The 14,665-nt window shown below is 70.6% G+C and carries 15 protein-coding genes; 1 reads left to right on the top strand and 14 read right to left on the bottom strand.

Annotated elements, in window-relative coordinates; all coding sequences use genetic code 11:
* Positions 1-23: 23 nt before the first annotated feature.
* From ACFYWX_RS10625 to proS, 12 genes are all read right to left on the bottom strand, one after another.
* On the bottom strand, positions 24-572 hold the full coding sequence (locus ACFYWX_RS10625) for an NUDIX hydrolase (RefSeq protein ID WP_389423593.1): 549 nt from the start codon (positions 570-572) through the stop codon (positions 24-26).
* Positions 562-1,335, bottom strand: coding sequence for a signal peptidase I (gene lepB / locus ACFYWX_RS10620; protein WP_389423592.1), 774 nt, complete (start codon positions 1,333-1,335; stop codon positions 562-564). Before lepB (ACFYWX_RS10620) ends, ACFYWX_RS10625 begins: the two co-directional genes overlap by 11 nt.
* Before the next feature lie 107 nt (positions 1,336-1,442).
* A complete protein-coding gene (gene lepB, locus ACFYWX_RS10615) occupies positions 1,443-2,447 on the bottom strand; it encodes a signal peptidase I (RefSeq protein WP_389423591.1) in 1,005 nt (334 codons plus the stop codon).
* Entirely contained in the window at positions 2,335-3,426 is a 1,092-nt protein-coding gene (gene lepB / locus ACFYWX_RS10610) for a signal peptidase I (protein ID WP_389423590.1), read from the bottom strand. The genes lepB (ACFYWX_RS10615) and lepB (ACFYWX_RS10610) overlap by 113 nt, the downstream gene beginning before the upstream one ends.
* The gene (gene lepB, locus ACFYWX_RS10605) at positions 3,419-4,135 is read right to left on the bottom strand and encodes a signal peptidase I (RefSeq protein ID WP_389423589.1); all 717 of its coding nucleotides are present in this window, start codon (positions 4,133-4,135) and stop codon (positions 3,419-3,421) included. The genes lepB (ACFYWX_RS10610) and lepB (ACFYWX_RS10605) overlap by 8 nt, the downstream gene beginning before the upstream one ends.
* A 45-nt stretch (positions 4,136-4,180) precedes the next feature.
* Entirely contained in the window at positions 4,181-4,531 is a 351-nt protein-coding gene (gene rplS, locus ACFYWX_RS10600) for a 50S ribosomal protein L19 (protein ID WP_030797849.1), read from the bottom strand.
* A 133-nt stretch (positions 4,532-4,664) separates the two neighbouring features.
* Positions 4,665-5,498: a tRNA (guanosine(37)-N1)-methyltransferase TrmD gene (gene trmD / locus ACFYWX_RS10595; protein ID WP_389423588.1), complete on the bottom strand. Its 834-nt coding sequence runs from the start codon at positions 5,496-5,498 to the stop codon at positions 4,665-4,667.
* Positions 5,498-6,043, bottom strand: coding sequence for a ribosome maturation factor RimM (gene rimM / locus ACFYWX_RS10590; RefSeq protein ID WP_389423587.1), 546 nt, complete (start codon positions 6,041-6,043; stop codon positions 5,498-5,500). The genes trmD and rimM overlap by 1 nt, the downstream gene beginning before the upstream one ends.
* Positions 6,044-6,146: 103 nt before the next feature.
* A complete protein-coding gene (locus ACFYWX_RS10585) occupies positions 6,147-6,386 on the bottom strand; it encodes an RNA-binding protein (protein WP_003973401.1) in 240 nt (79 codons plus the stop codon).
* 2 nt (positions 6,387-6,388) lie between these two features.
* Positions 6,389-6,808: a 30S ribosomal protein S16 gene (rpsP, locus tag ACFYWX_RS10580; RefSeq protein WP_389423586.1), complete on the bottom strand. Its 420-nt coding sequence runs from the start codon at positions 6,806-6,808 to the stop codon at positions 6,389-6,391.
* A gap of 327 nt (positions 6,809-7,135) precedes the next feature.
* Entirely contained in the window at positions 7,136-7,732 is a 597-nt protein-coding gene (locus ACFYWX_RS10575) for a hypothetical protein (RefSeq protein ID WP_389423585.1), read from the bottom strand.
* A 261-nt stretch (positions 7,733-7,993) separates the two neighbouring features.
* The gene (proS, locus tag ACFYWX_RS10570) at positions 7,994-9,409 is read right to left on the bottom strand and encodes a proline--tRNA ligase (RefSeq protein ID WP_389423584.1); all 1,416 of its coding nucleotides are present in this window, start codon (positions 9,407-9,409) and stop codon (positions 7,994-7,996) included.
* 205 nt (positions 9,410-9,614) lie between these two features.
* Between proS and ACFYWX_RS10565 the strand changes: the two genes are divergently transcribed.
* Positions 9,615-10,472: an SAM-dependent methyltransferase gene (locus ACFYWX_RS10565; protein WP_389423583.1), complete on the top strand. Its 858-nt coding sequence runs from the start codon at positions 9,615-9,617 to the stop codon at positions 10,470-10,472.
* A gap of 102 nt (positions 10,473-10,574) precedes the next feature.
* Here ACFYWX_RS10565 and ffh read toward each other — a convergent pair whose 3' ends face one another.
* Positions 10,575-12,128 (bottom strand): signal recognition particle protein, encoded by a 1,554-nt coding sequence (gene ffh / locus ACFYWX_RS10560; RefSeq protein ID WP_389423582.1) that lies wholly within the window; start codon positions 12,126-12,128, stop codon positions 10,575-10,577.
* Positions 12,129-12,209: 81 nt separating this feature from the next.
* A complete protein-coding gene (locus ACFYWX_RS10555; RefSeq protein ID WP_389423581.1) occupies positions 12,210-14,645 on the bottom strand; it encodes a [protein-PII] uridylyltransferase in 2,436 nt (811 codons plus the stop codon).
* Positions 14,646-14,665: the final 20 nt, after the last annotated feature.

Genomic DNA, 14,665 nt, shown 5'->3' with positions numbered 1-14,665 from the left:
TTGTGCGCCAGTCCCGTGTGCCTCTAGACGATTTCCGTGTCAAGGATCTCGGGTCCGGCCGGGGGACCTTCGTCGAGCAGCCTGCGCAGCAGCTCGGCGAGTCTGGTCGGATACACCGTCTCATGTGCCCGGCTCAGTTCCTGACACGTCCACCAGCGCGCTCCGGCGACGCTGCGCCGTTCCAGCTCGGTGAGGGCCGCGGCCCGGGTGGCCGTCTGGGTCGTACGGGCCAGGTAGTACCACTCGTCCTGGTCCCAGCGGCGGCCCGCGAACGGGAACGAGCACATCCGTCGCCACAGCACCGGGCCGAGCTCGACCTCGGTGATGCCGGTCTCCTCCGCGAGTTCCCTGAGCGCGGCCTCCTCACGACTCTCGTCGCCCTCCAGGCCGCCACCGGGCGTGAACCACCAGTCGTCGGCCGGATCGTCCGGCTCGTGGCCGTGCAGCAGGAGGATGCGGTCGTCGGGGTCGAGGAGGACGACCCTGGCCACCTTGCGCAGGCCGCCTTCGTGCCCGTCCGTATGCGCGTCCGCACCCGCTTCCGTACCCGCGCCCGTCGCCTCAGCGGACACCGGCGGGCTCCGTGCGCGAACGGCCCCGGCCGCCCAGCAGCTTGGCGATCGGGCCGTATGCGCCACCGCCGAGGACCAGCACGGCGCCGGCGAGGATCACGAGGCCGATCGTGCCGAGCGGACCGGGCGAGGAGAGAGTGCCGAGTGCCTCGAAGCCCGTGGGGCGCTTCAGCATGCCGTTCATGGGCCACACGACGGCGTCCACCCTGGCGCGTACGGCCTTCACGGCCACCGTGCCACTGGCCGCGTCCGTGAGGTGGGCGGAGGAGTCCAGGGAGCCCTGACGTTCGTCACCGAGGAGGAAGAGCCGCCCCTCGGGAACCTTCACGGTCGGGATGTTCTTGTCCTCGGCAGGGCTGCCTGCCGCGAGATACGGTTCGTCGATCTGCTTGCCGTCGACGGTCAGCTTGCCGTCGGTGCAGCAGGAGACCGTGTCCCCGCCGACGGCGACCACACGCTTGACCACGGGAGCGTTGGCCCACGTGGCGTCCTCGAAGACGACGACGTCACCGCGGCGCACCTCGTCGCCGTCCACGCGCTGCGCCAGCACGCGGTCACCCGCGTCGATCGTCGGCGTCATGGAGCTGGTCGGCACGGTGTACGGCCGATAGACCACCGCTCCCCAGCCGAAACCGCCCAGGAACAGCACCAGGCCCAGTGCGACGGCCAGCCCGGACAACCTCTGTCCGGTCCGACTGCCCACTGGGCCCTCACCCGCGCCGGTGCTGCGCGGGGCCGTACGTGTCGCACTCTCGCCACTCATGGATCCGCACCCTACCCGGGGGTACGCCGCCTGGTCAGCCCATGGCCTGGATCACGACCAACCCTTGGGAAAAGGCGGCGGGACGCGCGCTCCTTCGTGCCGTGCCCTCAGCGGTCCGCGCTCTCGACCCGCTGGACCGGCTCGGCCAGGGTGAGCCGCCTGCGCCGCCACAGCGCCACCGGCACCACGCCGGCGAGGGCGAGGCCCTGCGGGGCGACGGTGAGGGTGGCGGCCGCCGACGACTGGTCGTTCAGGCCGTCCTGGTCGAAGGTGTCCGGGACGGGCAGCGTGCCCCAGCGGTTGATCGGCCAGGCCTTGACGATGGCGCGCCCGACGACCTCGTCGACGGGCACCATGCCGTGGTTCTTGTCCGACTGGTTGTAGCGCGAGTCGCGCGAGTTCTGGCGGTGGTCGCCCATGACCCAGATCTTGCCCTTGGGCACCTTGACCTTGAACTGGCCGCCCTGGTCGTCCATGGTGCACGGGGTGTTGCCCGGGTAGACGTACGGCTCGTTCAACGCCTTGCCGTTGACCTTCAGCGGGCCGGTGCCCTTGCACTCGACGGTGTCGCCGCCGACGCCGACGACCCGCTTGATGAGGTCCTTCTCCTCCGCGGACGGCATCAGGCCGATCCAGCTGAGGAACGTCTGGAGGGCGTTCGGGTCGGGGGTCGGCTCACCCGCCAGCCACTGGTCGGGGTCGTGGAAGACGACGACCTCGCCGCGCTCCGGCTCGGAGCCGAACCACGGGGTCAGCTTGTCGACGAGGACGCGGTCACCCTGCTGGAGGGTGTTCTGCATCGAGTCCGAGGGGATCGAGAACGCCTGCACCAGGAACGTCTTGATCAGCAGCGCCAGCACCAGCGCGATACCGATCAGGATGGGCAGCTCCTTCCAGAAGGAGCGGGGTTTCTTCGGTCCGGGCCCCGGGGTCCCCGGCCCCGCGCCACCACCCTGGATCTGCTCGTCCTCCACCCTGCCGCCCTCAGTCGCTCCGGAGTCACTCCCGGAGGTCACGGCGCTGTCCGCGGCCGGGACGGCAGCTTCCACGGGACCTCCGCGGTGCTCCTCGCCGTCGTGTCCGGACCGTGCGCCAACCGCCACATCCCCCACGCCAACTCCTTACTCTGTGCCGCCGCCTGCCCCATACGCGGCGCAGGCCCACCACTCCCATAACGAGCGGGAGTTCCGCAGGGCTCGGGAGCTGGATCGTTCCGTTCGAATCGTCCGAGGCAACCCTATGCGACAGCCGGGGAGCAGCGGTCGACCCTGCCACCGAGTCGGACACGGAAGCGTACGTCGTGGGTTCGTCGAGGCTGGTCATGTGGTTGAAGGGCCAGGCGATCACCATGGCGCGCCCCACCACGTCCTCGGAGACCGTGCCGCCGTAGTCGGTGTCCTGGTGCGAACGGGAGTCCGCGGAGTTGGCCCGGTGGTCGCCCATCACCCACAACCGCCCCTGGGGGACGGTGATGTCGAACTGCATGTCGGACGGGGCGTTCCCCGGATACAGGTAGTCCTCGGCCAGCGGAACGCCGTTGACGGTGACCCGCCCCTGTGTGTCACAGCACTTCACGCGGTCCCCGCCGACCCCGACGACCCGCTTGATGAGGTCCTTCTCGTCGTCGGACGGCAGCAGACCGATGAAAGTGAGCGCCTCCTTGACCTGCTTGACGACGATCGGGTCGTTCTTCTTCGTGGTCGTCTGCTCGTCCTTCAGCCAGCCGCCGGGGTCCTTGAACACGACGACGTCCCCGCGCTGCGGCTTGGAGCCGAACCACGGGGTGAACTTGTCGACCAGGACGCGGTCACCGATCTGGATCGTCTGCTCCATGGAGCCCGACGGGATCACGAACGCCTGGACGAGGAAGGTCTTCAGCACGAGCGCTATGAGCACCGCGACGCCGACGAGGAGGGGTATCTCCTTGACCGCGCCGCGCCTGCGGCGCCGCTTGACCTTGCGCTGGAGCTTGCGCCGCTCGGCGCGGCTGCGACCGGCGGACGGGCCGGGGCCGGCCCGGCGGGAGCCGGTGGGCAGAAGGTTGTCGGCGGCGCTGCCCCCCGCGCCGCGTGGTTTGCCGCGGTTACCCATGGGCGCCCTCCGCGGCGGGCACGCGCGCGTAGGCGTCGGGCCGTTGCAGGGAGGAGAGGTGACCCAAGGGCCAGGCGACCAGGTCGGCACGCCCGATCACTTCCCCGACGGGGATCATGCCGCCGCCCGGCGACCCCAGATGGTCGCGGGAGTCGCTGGAGTCGCCGCGATGGTCGCCGAGGACGAACAGGGCACTGTCCGGCACGACGACGTCGAAGGGCACCGTGGACGGGCTGTCGCCGGGGTACAGAAACCTCGACTCGTCGACCGACCGGCCGTTCACCTGGATCCTCCCCTCCTTGTCACAGCAGACCACGTGGTCTCCCGCCACACCCACAACGCGCTTGACGTAGTCGGCGTCCCCGAAATACCCAGTGCCGTCGAACACAATCACGTCGCCCCGCCGCGGCTCGGCCCCGAAACGGTACGCCAACTTATTTACGAGAACGCGGTCCCCGATCCTCAATCCCTGTTCCATGGATCCGCTCGGAATCTGGAACGGTTGCACCACGAACGTGTTGAGGAAGAGCAAAAACAGCAGGCAGACGAGCAGGGTCAGGCTGATCCGACCGCCCGGAAGCCAGTCGGTGATCCGCGACACCAACGAGAAACGCGACCGTCCCTCCTGTCCCCCTGTGTCCGAGATCGCCTCGGAAACGGAGGAGCGGGAGGAGCGGTCGCGCTCCGTCGGCTGTGCTTCGGTGTCCATCGAGGCCAGATGCTATCCGGCCCGTCTGTGAACCCCGGGAAGCGCTCAGTTGTCGCGCTTCTCCTTGATCTTCGCGGCCTTGCCGCGCAGCTCGCGCAGGTAGTACAGCTTGGCGCGACGCACGTCACCGCGGGTGACGAGCTCGATCTTCTCGACGATCGGGGTGTGCACCGGGAAGGTGCGCTCGACGCCGACGGAGAACGAGACCTTGCGGACCGTGAAGGTCTCGCGGACACCGGCGCCCTGGCGGCGGATCACAACGCCCTTGAACTGCTGCACACGGGAGCGGTTGCCCTCGATGACGCGGACGTGGACGTTGACGGTGTCACCCGGGCGGAAGGCCGGGATGTCGCTGCGCAGCGACGCGGAGTCGACGGTGTCGAGCAGGTGAGACATTTCGTCTGCTTTCTTCGCTGATGCCACAGGTCATCAACGGGAACTAGAGGTTCTGGAGGGGAGTCGTGCGGTCGGGGCGGGCGTCGTGTCCCCCCGTGGCAGGGGCGCACGCCGGACGGCGCACAACAGCGGCCTATTCTTCCACGCCTTCTGTCCTGCGCCAAAATCGGCCGTACGGCTCGCCGTCCGGGTCCGGTGCCCAGCCCAGGATGGAGAGCATCTCTCGGTCCTTCTTGTCGAAGGCCTTGGGGTCGCAGCGCTCGATGAGGTCCGGGCGGTTGGCCGTAGTACGCCGTAGCGCCTCGTCGCGGCGCCAGCGGGCGATCTTCCCGTGGTGGCCGCTGAGCAGCACCTCCGGGATCCCGCGGCCGCGCCACTCGGGCGGCTTGGTGTGGACGGGCCCCTCCAGGAGGTTGGCCATGGCGCCGGGCGCGAAGGAGTCGTCCCGGTGGGACTCGGCGTTGCCCAGGACACCGGGCAGCAGCCGCGCCACGGCCTCCGTGACGACGAGTACGGCCGCCTCGCCGCCGGCGAGGACGTAGTCGCCGATGGACACCTCGTAGACGGGCATCCGGGCCGCGTACTCGTCGATGACGCGGCGGTCGATGCCCTCGTAGCGGGCCGGCGTGAAGATCAGCCAGGGGCGCTCGGAGAGCTCGACGGCGAGTTCCTGGGTGAACGGGCGGCCGCTGGGGGTCGGCACGATGAGCGCGGGCGCGCGCGAGCCCGTCTCGTAGCCGTCGGCGAGGACGGAGTCCAGGGCGTCACCCCAGGGCTCGGTCTTCATGACCATGCCGGGTCCGCCGCCGTAGGGCGTGTCGTCGACCGTGTTGTGGCGGTCGTACGTCCAGGAGCGCAGATCGTGCACGTGCACGTTCAGCTGTCCACGCGCGCGTGCCTTGCCGACCAGGGAGACGTTCAGGGGTTCCAGGTACTCGGGGAAGATCGTGACGACGTCGAGGCGCATCAGGACTCTTCTTCCCGGGACGAGGCGATCTCAGCGCGGTCGTCGATCAGGCCCGGGGGCGGGGTGATGACGGCCCGCTGTTCCTCCAGATCGATCTCGGTGACGATCTCCTCGACGAACGGGATCATGACCTCGGTGCCGTCCGGGCGCTCCACGATGAACAGGTCCTGCGAGGGCAGGTGGGAGATCTCGGTGATCCGGCCGACCTCCACGCCGTCCGCGGTCACCACGTCGAGGTCCATGAGCTGGTGGTCGTAGTACTCGTCCTCGTCCTCGGGCAGCTCGTTCGGGTCGACGTCGGCGATCAGGAGCGTGTTGCGCAGCGCCTCGGCGGCGGTGCGGTCGCGCACGCCTTCGAAGCGCAGCAGGAGGCGGCCGCTGTGGACGCGGCCCGTCTCGATGGTCAGCGGGCCGGCCGAGGCCGGGTCGGTGGCCAGGACGGCGCCCGGCCCGAGCCTCAGCTCCGGCTCGTCGGTGCGTACCTCCACGGTGACCTCGCCCTTGATGCCGTGGGCACGGCCGACGCGAGCGACTACCAGCTGCACTTGTACAGGTCTCCTGTCATACGACTCATACGACCGGCCCTACGACGACGGGCCGGGGACGGCCCAGTGGCCCTCCCCGGCCCGAGCCGGATTGCGATAAGCGTCAGCGGACGTGGTCCACGTCGACGAGGTCGACGCGGACACCGCGACCGCCGATGGCGCCCACGACGGTGCGCAGGGCGCGTGCGGTGCGGCCGTTGCGGCCGATCACCTTGCCGAGGTCGTCCGGGTGGACCCGGACCTCGAGCACACGCCCGCGACGCAGGTTGCGCGAGGCGACCTGCACATCGTCAGGATTGTCGACGATGCCCTTCACGAGGTGCTCGAGAGCCTCCTCGAGCATGCTCAGGCCTCGGTCGACTCGGACTCAGCCGCAGCCTCGTCCTTCTTCTCAGCCTTCTTCTTCTGGGTGATCGCCTCACCCTTGCCCTCGTCGTCGCCGCCGAGGGACTCGAACGACACGCGCGAGGCCTTCGGCTCGGCGACGAGCAGCGGCGCCGGGGCGGGCTCGCCCTTGAACTTCTGCCAGTCGCCGGTCTTCTTCAGGATGGCGAGCACGGGCTCGGTCGGCTGGGCGCCGACGCCCAGCCAGTACGCCACGCGCTCGGCGTCCACCTCGATGACCGAGGGGTGGTACGTCGGGTGGTACTTGCCGATCTCCTCGATCGCACGACCGTCACGACGGGTACGGGAGTCGGCGATGACGATGCGGTAGTGAGGCGAACGGATCTTGCCCAGACGCTTCAGCTTGATCTTGACTGCCACGGGAGTGGGTTCTCCTGGTTTTGACGTGGTTGGGCACGGCGAGATGGCCGCGTGGGGTTGCGGTACCCGAGTGCCCGATGGACGCGTCAGCCGGAGGAGAGAGGGGTCCTGTGCGGCTGTCGAGTACAGCTAGCCATTGTGCCACACCCTGCGGGTCACCTTTGGCCGAGGGTGCGGTGAGCTGAGCGTGGGCATGACCGAGGGACGCCCGGCGCTCGAGCGTGGTTGAGCGCCGGACGCGCCCGAGGGCGGCACGGCGCTCCCCCCGGTGACCCCGCCAACCCGAACCGACAGCCACGAGATGCCGGTGCTCGACGGAGGCGTCCGTTACGCCGCGCCCATGACCTCCGGGATGCGGAACGGCTTGCCGCAGCCGCCGCAGACGATCGGGGCCTGGGCCAGGACCGACGGGACGACGCGGACGTTGCGGCCGCAGTCGCACACCGCCTTGACGCGGACGCCGCCGCCGGAGGAGCCGTGGCGGGCGGCGGGGCCGCGGAAGGCGCGGGTGGTCTCGGCGGTGGTGGCCGCGGTGTGCGCCTTCAGGGCGCGCTGCAGGCGCTCGATCGTCGGGCGGTAGCGGCGCTTGGCCTCGGGGTTGAGCGAGACCAGCGAGAAGCCGCTGCTCGGATGCGGTTCCTCGGGGTGGTCCAGGCCCAGCTCCTCGGCGATCGCGAGGAATCTGCGGTTGTGGTAGCGGCCGGCGCGGGAGGTGTCGCGAACTCCGCGAGCGGCCGCGATGCCGTGGACTGCCTCATGAAGCAGTCGCTCGAAGGAGAGCTCGTGACCGCACGCGGACGACGACTCCCCGATCAGGGACTCTGGCGCGGCGAGATCCGGCAGCTCGGGGTGGTACCGCTGAATGTCGGCCCACGCCTGCGCCAGCTCTGCGGCGAGAACAGGTGGTGTCTGTGTCGTGCTCACGTAATGACAACGAGCCGGGGTGCCCCTGTGTTCCGATTCCGGGCCATCCCAAATAATTTGCACGTACCCGTCAGTTGCGAATGATGCGCCACGACGAGGGCGGGTGCGCCGATCTGCGGAGAAGCCTCACAGCTCATACCAAGGTGGTGCGTAGTCCCCTCTACGCACCGGCGCGTAGACGATGTCCACTCGCCGGGGTATGTGAGGTCCGCAGGCGCGCAAGGGGTGTTTCGGTCGCTCTCCCGCCTGGAGGGCGTCACCTCAGTAAGCGCGCGCCACGATCACGACGTTACCCGGTGCGTCGCCGTCCTCCGGGACCGACCCGTCCCCGGTGACCAGACACCGTACGGTCACCGCGTGGTCGGCCAGCTTGGCCTCGCCCTCCTCGCCGAGGCTCGCCCACGGGATGCGCGCCCAGGTGCCGGCGGTGGCGGCCTCGACGGCCTCCTCGATCGAGGACACGTCCGTCGTACGGGACTCGCGGCGCTCACGGGCCTGCCGCAGCAGCAGCGCCTGGTCTTCTTCGAGGACCGCGGGCAGCAGCTCGGCAAGCGCGTCCAGGGACACCGGCTCCTTGCCGCCGGGGATGCGGCGGGCCAGCATCGCGGTGCCGTTCTCCAGGTCGCGCGGGCCGATCTCGATGCGGACGGGCACGCCCTTGAGCTCCCAGTCGACGGCGCGGCGGCCGAACGGGGTGTCGGTGCGGTCGTCGACCTGGACCCGGATCCCGGCCGCCCTGAGCCGGTCGCCGATCTCGCGGACCTTGGCCAGAACCGCCTCGTCGCCCTTGATCGCGAGGACGACGGCCTGGATCTGCGCCAGCCGCGGCGGGACGCGCAGGCCGTTGTCGTCGCCGTGCATCATCACCAGGGCGCCGATCATGCGGGTGGTCGAGCCCCAGGAGGTCTGCCAGACCAGCTCCTGGGTGCCGTCCTTCGACAGGTAGGAGGTGTTGAAGGCCTTGGCGAAGTTCTGCCCCAGCTCATGGCTGGTGGCCATCTGCAGGGCCTTGCCGTCGCCCATCATCCCTTCGAGGGTGAGGGTGTTGATGGCTCCCGCGAAGCGCTCCTTGACGGTCTTGCGGCCGGGTACGACGTCCATCGCGAGGACGTTCACCATGAAGTCCTCGTAGACCTCGCGGTGGATGCGGGAGGCGAAGTCGCGCGCGTCCTCGTACGTGGCGTGGGCCGTGTGGCCCTCCTGCCAGAGGAACTCGGTGGTGCGCAGGAAGAGCCGGGGCCGCAGCTCCCAACGGACCACGTTGGCCCACTGGTTGATCAGCAGGGGCAGGTCGCGGTAGCTCTGCACCCACTTCGAGAAGTAGTCGTTGATGATCATCTCGGAGGTGGGGCGGACCACCGCCGGCTCCTCGAGTTCCTTGCCGCCGCCGTGCGTGACCACGGCGAGTTCGGGCGCGAAGCCCTCGACATGGTCGGCCTCACGCGCGAGGTACGACTGCGGGATCAGGAGGGGGAAGTACGCGTTCTGCGTGCCCGTCTCCTTGATCCGGGCGTCCATCTCGGCCTGCATCCGCTCCCACAGCCCGTACCCGTACGGTCGGATCACCATGGTGCCGCGCACCGGCCCGTTGTCGGCCAGCTCGGCCTTGCTGATCAGGTCCTGGTACCAGCGCGGGAAATCGTCCGCCCTGGGCGTGAGAACGGGTGCTTTGGCCATGGCGAGATGGTACGGGCCCACGTTGCCGGAATGTGAATTCTCGCCACAGGCACCGACAAGCCCCAAACCGGACTCCGCAACCCCTGGACGCCGCCGCGAGCCGGGAGTTTCCTGGCATACGGGGGAAGTGCGAGCGCGCACCACGGGGGCCTCGGAAACGACGAGCACACACCTGACAACTCTCGGCGGATTGGGGCGCTTTCCTATGACACCTACGCTCGTGCGGCAGCACCTGGCTCACGCGGGAGCCGAATCCCGCGTGGACCTCGGTGCACGCGCGCGTGACTGGTCCGAGATTCAGGAGCGGATGCTGGTCCCGCTCTACGAGGCCGTCCACGAGCGACTCGAAGTGGGCCCGGCCACCCGGCTGCTGGGCCTCGGCTGCGGCTCCGGGCTCTCCTTGCTGATGGCGGCCTCCAGAGGCGCCGCCGTCACCGGCGTCGAATCCCGCTGCCCGGAGCGGCTGGCGCTCGCGCGGGAGCGGTTGCTGCCGGAGGCGTGGGGCACGCGTGCGCGTGTGGCCACCCGGCTCATCGACGGCGGGCCCGCGGACGCGGCCGACGCGGAGACACCCGCGTACAACCTGGTGACCGCCTTCGAGCCCATCGGGTGCCTCGCGGGCGACTCGGAGGGTCTGAGCGAGCTGCTCACGGCGGCGGCGCCGCTCGCCGAGCGGGGGTCGCCCGTGGTGCTGGCCGGCTGGGGTCCGCCCGAGCGGTGCGCCACGTCGTCCGTGCTGCGGGTGGCCACCAAGCTGGCCGATCCGATGCGCACCTCGGGCGGTTGGCGTCCCGCCCTGCGCGACGACCTGGAGGAGGTCGCCCAGCGAGCAGGCCTCAGGCCGGACGGCTCCGGACGGGTCTCCTGCCCCTTCGGCTACGCCGACCTCGGCAGCGCGGTGCGCGGTCTGCTGTCGACGGGGCTGTTCGACGCGGCCATCGCCGCGACGGACCAGGAACAGGTCGACAAGGAACTGGCCGAGGCGCTGCACCCGCACCAGCGGCGGGACGGGACGGTGTGGATGCCGAACGTGTTCCGGTACCTGGTGGCCCGGACACCCTGACACCGATCTGGCCGGAAAAGCACCGGGGGCGCCCCTCTCACGAGGAGCGCCCCCAGCGACGTACGGGACGTACCGGACGTACGAGGTGACGTACGAGCCGGATCAGCCCATGAACTTCTTGAACTCGTCCGGCAGTTCGAAGTCCTGACCGTCCTGCTGGCCCGGCACTCCGAAGGCATTGCCGCCCTGCGCCGCGGCGGCCCGGCGGGCGGCCTCCTCCTGCTCCTGCTGCTTGCGCTTCATCGGGTTGCCGGAGCGCTGCTTGCCCTTGGCCTTCTTCGGCTGCTTCTTGGTGCGGCCGGGGCCGCCGCCCATGCCCGGGACCCCCGGCATGCCTGGCATGCCGCCGCCCTGGGCCATGCGGGACATCATCTTGCGGGCCTCGAAGAACCGCTCGACGAGGTTCTTCACCGCGCTGACGTCGACACCGGAGCCCTTGGCGATACGGGCGCGGCGGGAGCCGTTGATGATCGTCGGCTCCTGGCGCTCGGCCGGCGTCATCGACTTGATGATCGCGGCCGTGCGGTCGACGTCCCGCTCGTCGAGGTTGTTGATCTGGTCCTTGATCTGCCCCATGCCCGGCAGCATCCCGAGGAGCTTCGAGATGGAGCCCATCTTCCTGACCTGCTCCATCTGGGCCAGGAAGTCGTCCAGGGTGAAGTCCTGGCCCTTCTTGGACGCCAGCTTGGAGGCCATTTTCTCGGCCTCTTCCTGGCTGAACGTCTTCTCCGCCTGCTCGATCAGGGTGAGCAGGTCACCCATGTCGAGGATGCGGGAAGCCATCCGGTCCGGGTGGAAGGCGTCGAAGTCGTCGAGCTTCTCACCGTTCGACGCGAACATGATCGGCTTGCCGGTCACGGAGGCGATCGACAGCGCGGCACCACCGCGGGCGTCACCGTCGAGCTTGGACAGCACCACGCCGTCGAAGCCGACACCGTCGCGGAACGCCTCGGCGGTGTTGACGGCGTCCTGGCCGATCATCGCGTCGACGACGAAGAGGATCTCGTCCGGCGAGACCGCGTCGCGGATGTCCGCGGCCTGCTGCATCAGCTCCTGGTCGATGCCGAGGCGGCCGGCGGTGTCCACGATCACGATGTCGTGGACCTTGGTCTTCGCGTGCTCGATGGAGTCCTTGGCGACCTGGACCGGGTCGCCCACGCCGTTGCCCGGCTGGGGCGCGAAGACCGCGACACCGGCGCGCTCGGCGACGACGCTCAGCTGGTTGACCGCGTTGGGGCGCTGGAGGTCGGCGGCGACGAGCAGCGGCGAGTGCCCCTGCTCCTTGAGCCACCGGCCCAGCTTGCCCGCGAGGGTGGTCTTACCGGCACCCTGCAGACCCGCCAGCATGATCACGGTCGGCGGCTGCTTGGCGAACCGCAGCCGCCGGGTCTCGCCGCCGAGGATCGTGACGAGTTCCTCGTTGACGATCTTCAGGACCTGCTGGGCCGGATTCAGCGCCCGCGAGACGTCGGATCCGAGCGCGCGTTCCTTGATGTTCTTGATGAACGTGCGGACGACAGGCAGCGCGACGTCGGCTTCGAGAAGCGCGATGCGGATCTCGCGCGCCGTGGCGTCGATGTCCGCTTCGCTCAAGCGCCCCTTGCCGCGCAAGTTCTTGAAGGTCGCTGAAAGGCGATCGGAGAGAGTATCGAACACGGCGGCGTCGGTCCTCGGGGTCGGTGACTGGCTGGTGAATCGCCCTCCAGGGTATCCCGGCTCCACAAGACCGGGTCACGGTCACCCGCGCAAGGTCTCCTCCAGCTTCCGGGCCACCCCCGCGGCCTCCTCGTTCGGCAGCGGGACACCCGTCGGGCCGGTCACGTAGAAGGCGTCGACCGCGTTGGCGCCCAGGGTGCTGACGTGGGCGCTGCGGACGTGGACGCCGGAGTCCTCCAGGGCGCTGCCGATGCGGAACAGCAGCCCGGGCGCGTCCTGGGCACGGACCTCGATGACCGTGGCCAGGCGGGAGGCGGCCGAGGCGACCTTCACGCGGGCCGCGGGTGCCACCACGCCCCTGCGGCGCGGGTAGGCGGCGTCGCGTTCGGCGAGGCGGCCGGCGATGTCCAGGGAGCCGTCCAGCGCCCGTACGAGATCGGCGCGCAGCCGGGCGGCCTGGGGCAGGGAGCCGTACTCGGCGGCGACACGCCAGTTCAGCAGCAGGACGGAGCCCTCGTCGACGCCGTCGGGCAGGCCGAGGGAGCGCAGTTCCGCGGTGCGGACGGTGAGGCGGTGCATGGCGAGGACGCCGGCGACCGCGGGCAGTACGCCCGGCTGGTCGGGTACGGCGATGACCAGCTCCACGCCCAGCGGCTCGGGGTCGCCGGACGGCTCGGCGTCGGAGGGCGCCTCGGTCTGCGCGCGCAGCGCCAGCACCGGCCCGCCCGTGCGGTGCGCCTCGACGGCGAGCCGCTCCTGCTCGGCGGTGGGCGCGGCGTCCTCGGGCTCCTCCGGGTCGTCCCCGGCGAGCACCGCCGAGACCCGCTTGACCAGGTCGGCGACGAGGGAGCCCCGCCAGGACGACCAGGCGGCCGGGCCGGTCGCCAGCGCGTCGGCCTCGGTCAGCGCGTGCAGCAGCTCCAGCGTGCCCTGCGAACCGACCGCCTCGGCGACGGAGCGGACGGTGGCCGGGTCCTCCAGGTCGCGCCGGGTGGCCGTCTCGATGAGCAGCAGGTGATGGCGTACGAGCAAGGAGAGCACCGCCACGTCCGCGCGGTCGAAGCCGATCCGGGCGGCCACGTCCTTGGCGATGATCTCGCCCGCGACGGAGTGGTCGCCGGGCCAGCCCTTGCCGATGTCGTGCAGCAGCGCGGCGACCAGCAGCAGGTCGGGGCGGCTGACACGGCGGGTGAACTCGGAGGCGCGCACGGCGGTCTCGATGAGGTGCCGGTCCACGGTCCACAGGTGCACGGCGTTGCGCTGCGGGCGGCAGCGCACCCGCTCCCAGTCGGGCAGCAGCCGGGTGATCAGGCCTTCGGCCTCCAGCGCCTCCCAGACGTCGATGGTGGGCTGGCCGGAGCCGAGCAGCGTGACGAGCTGTTCGCGCGCCTCGGCGGGCCAGGGCGTGGGCAGGGGGCGTGCGACGGACGCCATGCGCCGTACGGCGTGCAGGGAGAGCGGCAGGCCCGCCTGGGCGGCGGCGGCAGCGGCGCGCAGCGGGAGCACGGGGTCGCGTTCGGGGCGTGCGGCGCGCGCGAGCACCACCTCGCCGTCCTGCTCGACCACGCCCTCCGCGAGAGGAGACCGTTCGGACACCGGCTTCCCGGCGCCCAGCATGGCGCGCAGCCGAGGCCGCACGGCGCGCGACCGCAGAACGCGCCCCACTTCACGCCAGGTGACATCGCTCGCATACGAAATGACGCGCGCCGCCTCATACACCTGCCGCAGCAGCGTGTCGGCGTCGAGGAGCCCGAGCTCGGCCGCGACCTGGTCCTGCTCCTGGAGCGCGAGCCGGTCGGTCGCGCGCCCCGTGGTCAGGTGCAGGGCGTCCCGTACGTCGAGCAGCCGGCGCCGGGCGTCGGCGAGGCCCTCGCGCGGGGCGTCGGCCAGCCAGGAGGCGGCGACGGCACGCAGCGCGGTGTCGTCCCTGAGCCCGCCCCGGGCCTCCTTCAGGTCCGGCTCGAGCAGGTACTGCAGTTCGCCCTGCCGTTCGGCGCGCTCGGCGCACAGCTCCTGGAGTTCGGGGAGGCGTTTGGGCGCCTGGTTGCGCCAGTCGGCGAGGACCGCCGTACGCAGGCCGGCCGTGAGGCCGAGGTCGCCCGCGAGGTGGCGGGCGTCGAGCAGGCCGAGCTGGACCTTGAGGTCCTCGCCCGCGGTCTTGCGGGCCTCCGCCGGGGTCCGCACGGAGTGGTCGAGCGCGAGTCCGAGGTCCCACACGGGGTACCAGAGGCGGTCGGCCAGGGCGGCGACGCCCTTGGAGTCCTGGCCGTCGTGCAGCAGGAGCAGGTCGAGGTCGCTGCGCGGGGACAGCTCGCCCCGGCCGTAGCCACCGACGGCGACCAGGGAGACTCCGCGCAGTTCCTCGGTGCCCGCGTCGAAGAGGCCCGAGAGCCATTCGTCGGTCAGTTCGGCGAGGGCCGCACGGCGCGGCGGCCCGGACTGCGCCCCCTCCTGGAGGAGGCGCAGCCGGGCCGCCGCGTAGCCGCTGGGTCCCGAGTCCTCTGCTTCGGTCTGCATCTCCGTACTCGACACCCGGC

The sequence above is a fragment of the Streptomyces sp. NPDC002888 genome (assembly GCF_042888465.1).
Lineage (GTDB): Bacteria > Actinomycetota > Actinomycetes > Streptomycetales > Streptomycetaceae > Streptomyces.
The sequence above is the reverse complement of the archived record's forward strand: the minus strand, read 5'-3'. Positions and strand labels throughout refer to the sequence as shown.

What these genes read in the sequence shown, in the direction of transcription:
- lepB (WP_389423592.1), bottom strand. Translation starts at nt 1,335, where the DNA reads ATGAGTGGCGAGAGTGCGACACGTACGGCCCCGCGCAGCACCGGCGCG.
- lepB (WP_389423590.1), bottom strand. Translation starts at nt 3,426, where the DNA reads ATGGGTAACCGCGGCAAACCACGCGGCGCGGGGGGCAGCGCCGCCGAC.
- lepB (WP_389423589.1), bottom strand. Translation starts at nt 4,135, where the DNA reads ATGGACACCGAAGCACAGCCGACGGAGCGCGACCGCTCCTCCCGCTCC.
- rplS (WP_030797849.1), bottom strand. Translation starts at nt 4,531, where the DNA reads ATGTCTCACCTGCTCGACACCGTCGACTCCGCGTCGCTGCGCAGCGAC.
- trmD (WP_389423588.1), bottom strand. Translation starts at nt 5,498, where the DNA reads ATGCGCCTCGACGTCGTCACGATCTTCCCCGAGTACCTGGAACCCCTG.
- ACFYWX_RS10585 (WP_003973401.1), bottom strand. Translation starts at nt 6,386, where the DNA reads ATGCTCGAGGAGGCTCTCGAGCACCTCGTGAAGGGCATCGTCGACAAT.
- proS (WP_389423584.1), bottom strand. Translation starts at nt 9,409, where the DNA reads ATGGCCAAAGCACCCGTTCTCACGCCCAGGGCGGACGATTTCCCGCGC.
- ACFYWX_RS10565 (WP_389423583.1), top strand. Translation starts at nt 9,615, where the DNA reads ATGACACCTACGCTCGTGCGGCAGCACCTGGCTCACGCGGGAGCCGAA.
- ACFYWX_RS10555 (WP_389423581.1), bottom strand. Translation starts at nt 14,645, where the DNA reads ATGCAGACCGAAGCAGAGGACTCGGGACCCAGCGGCTACGCGGCGGCC.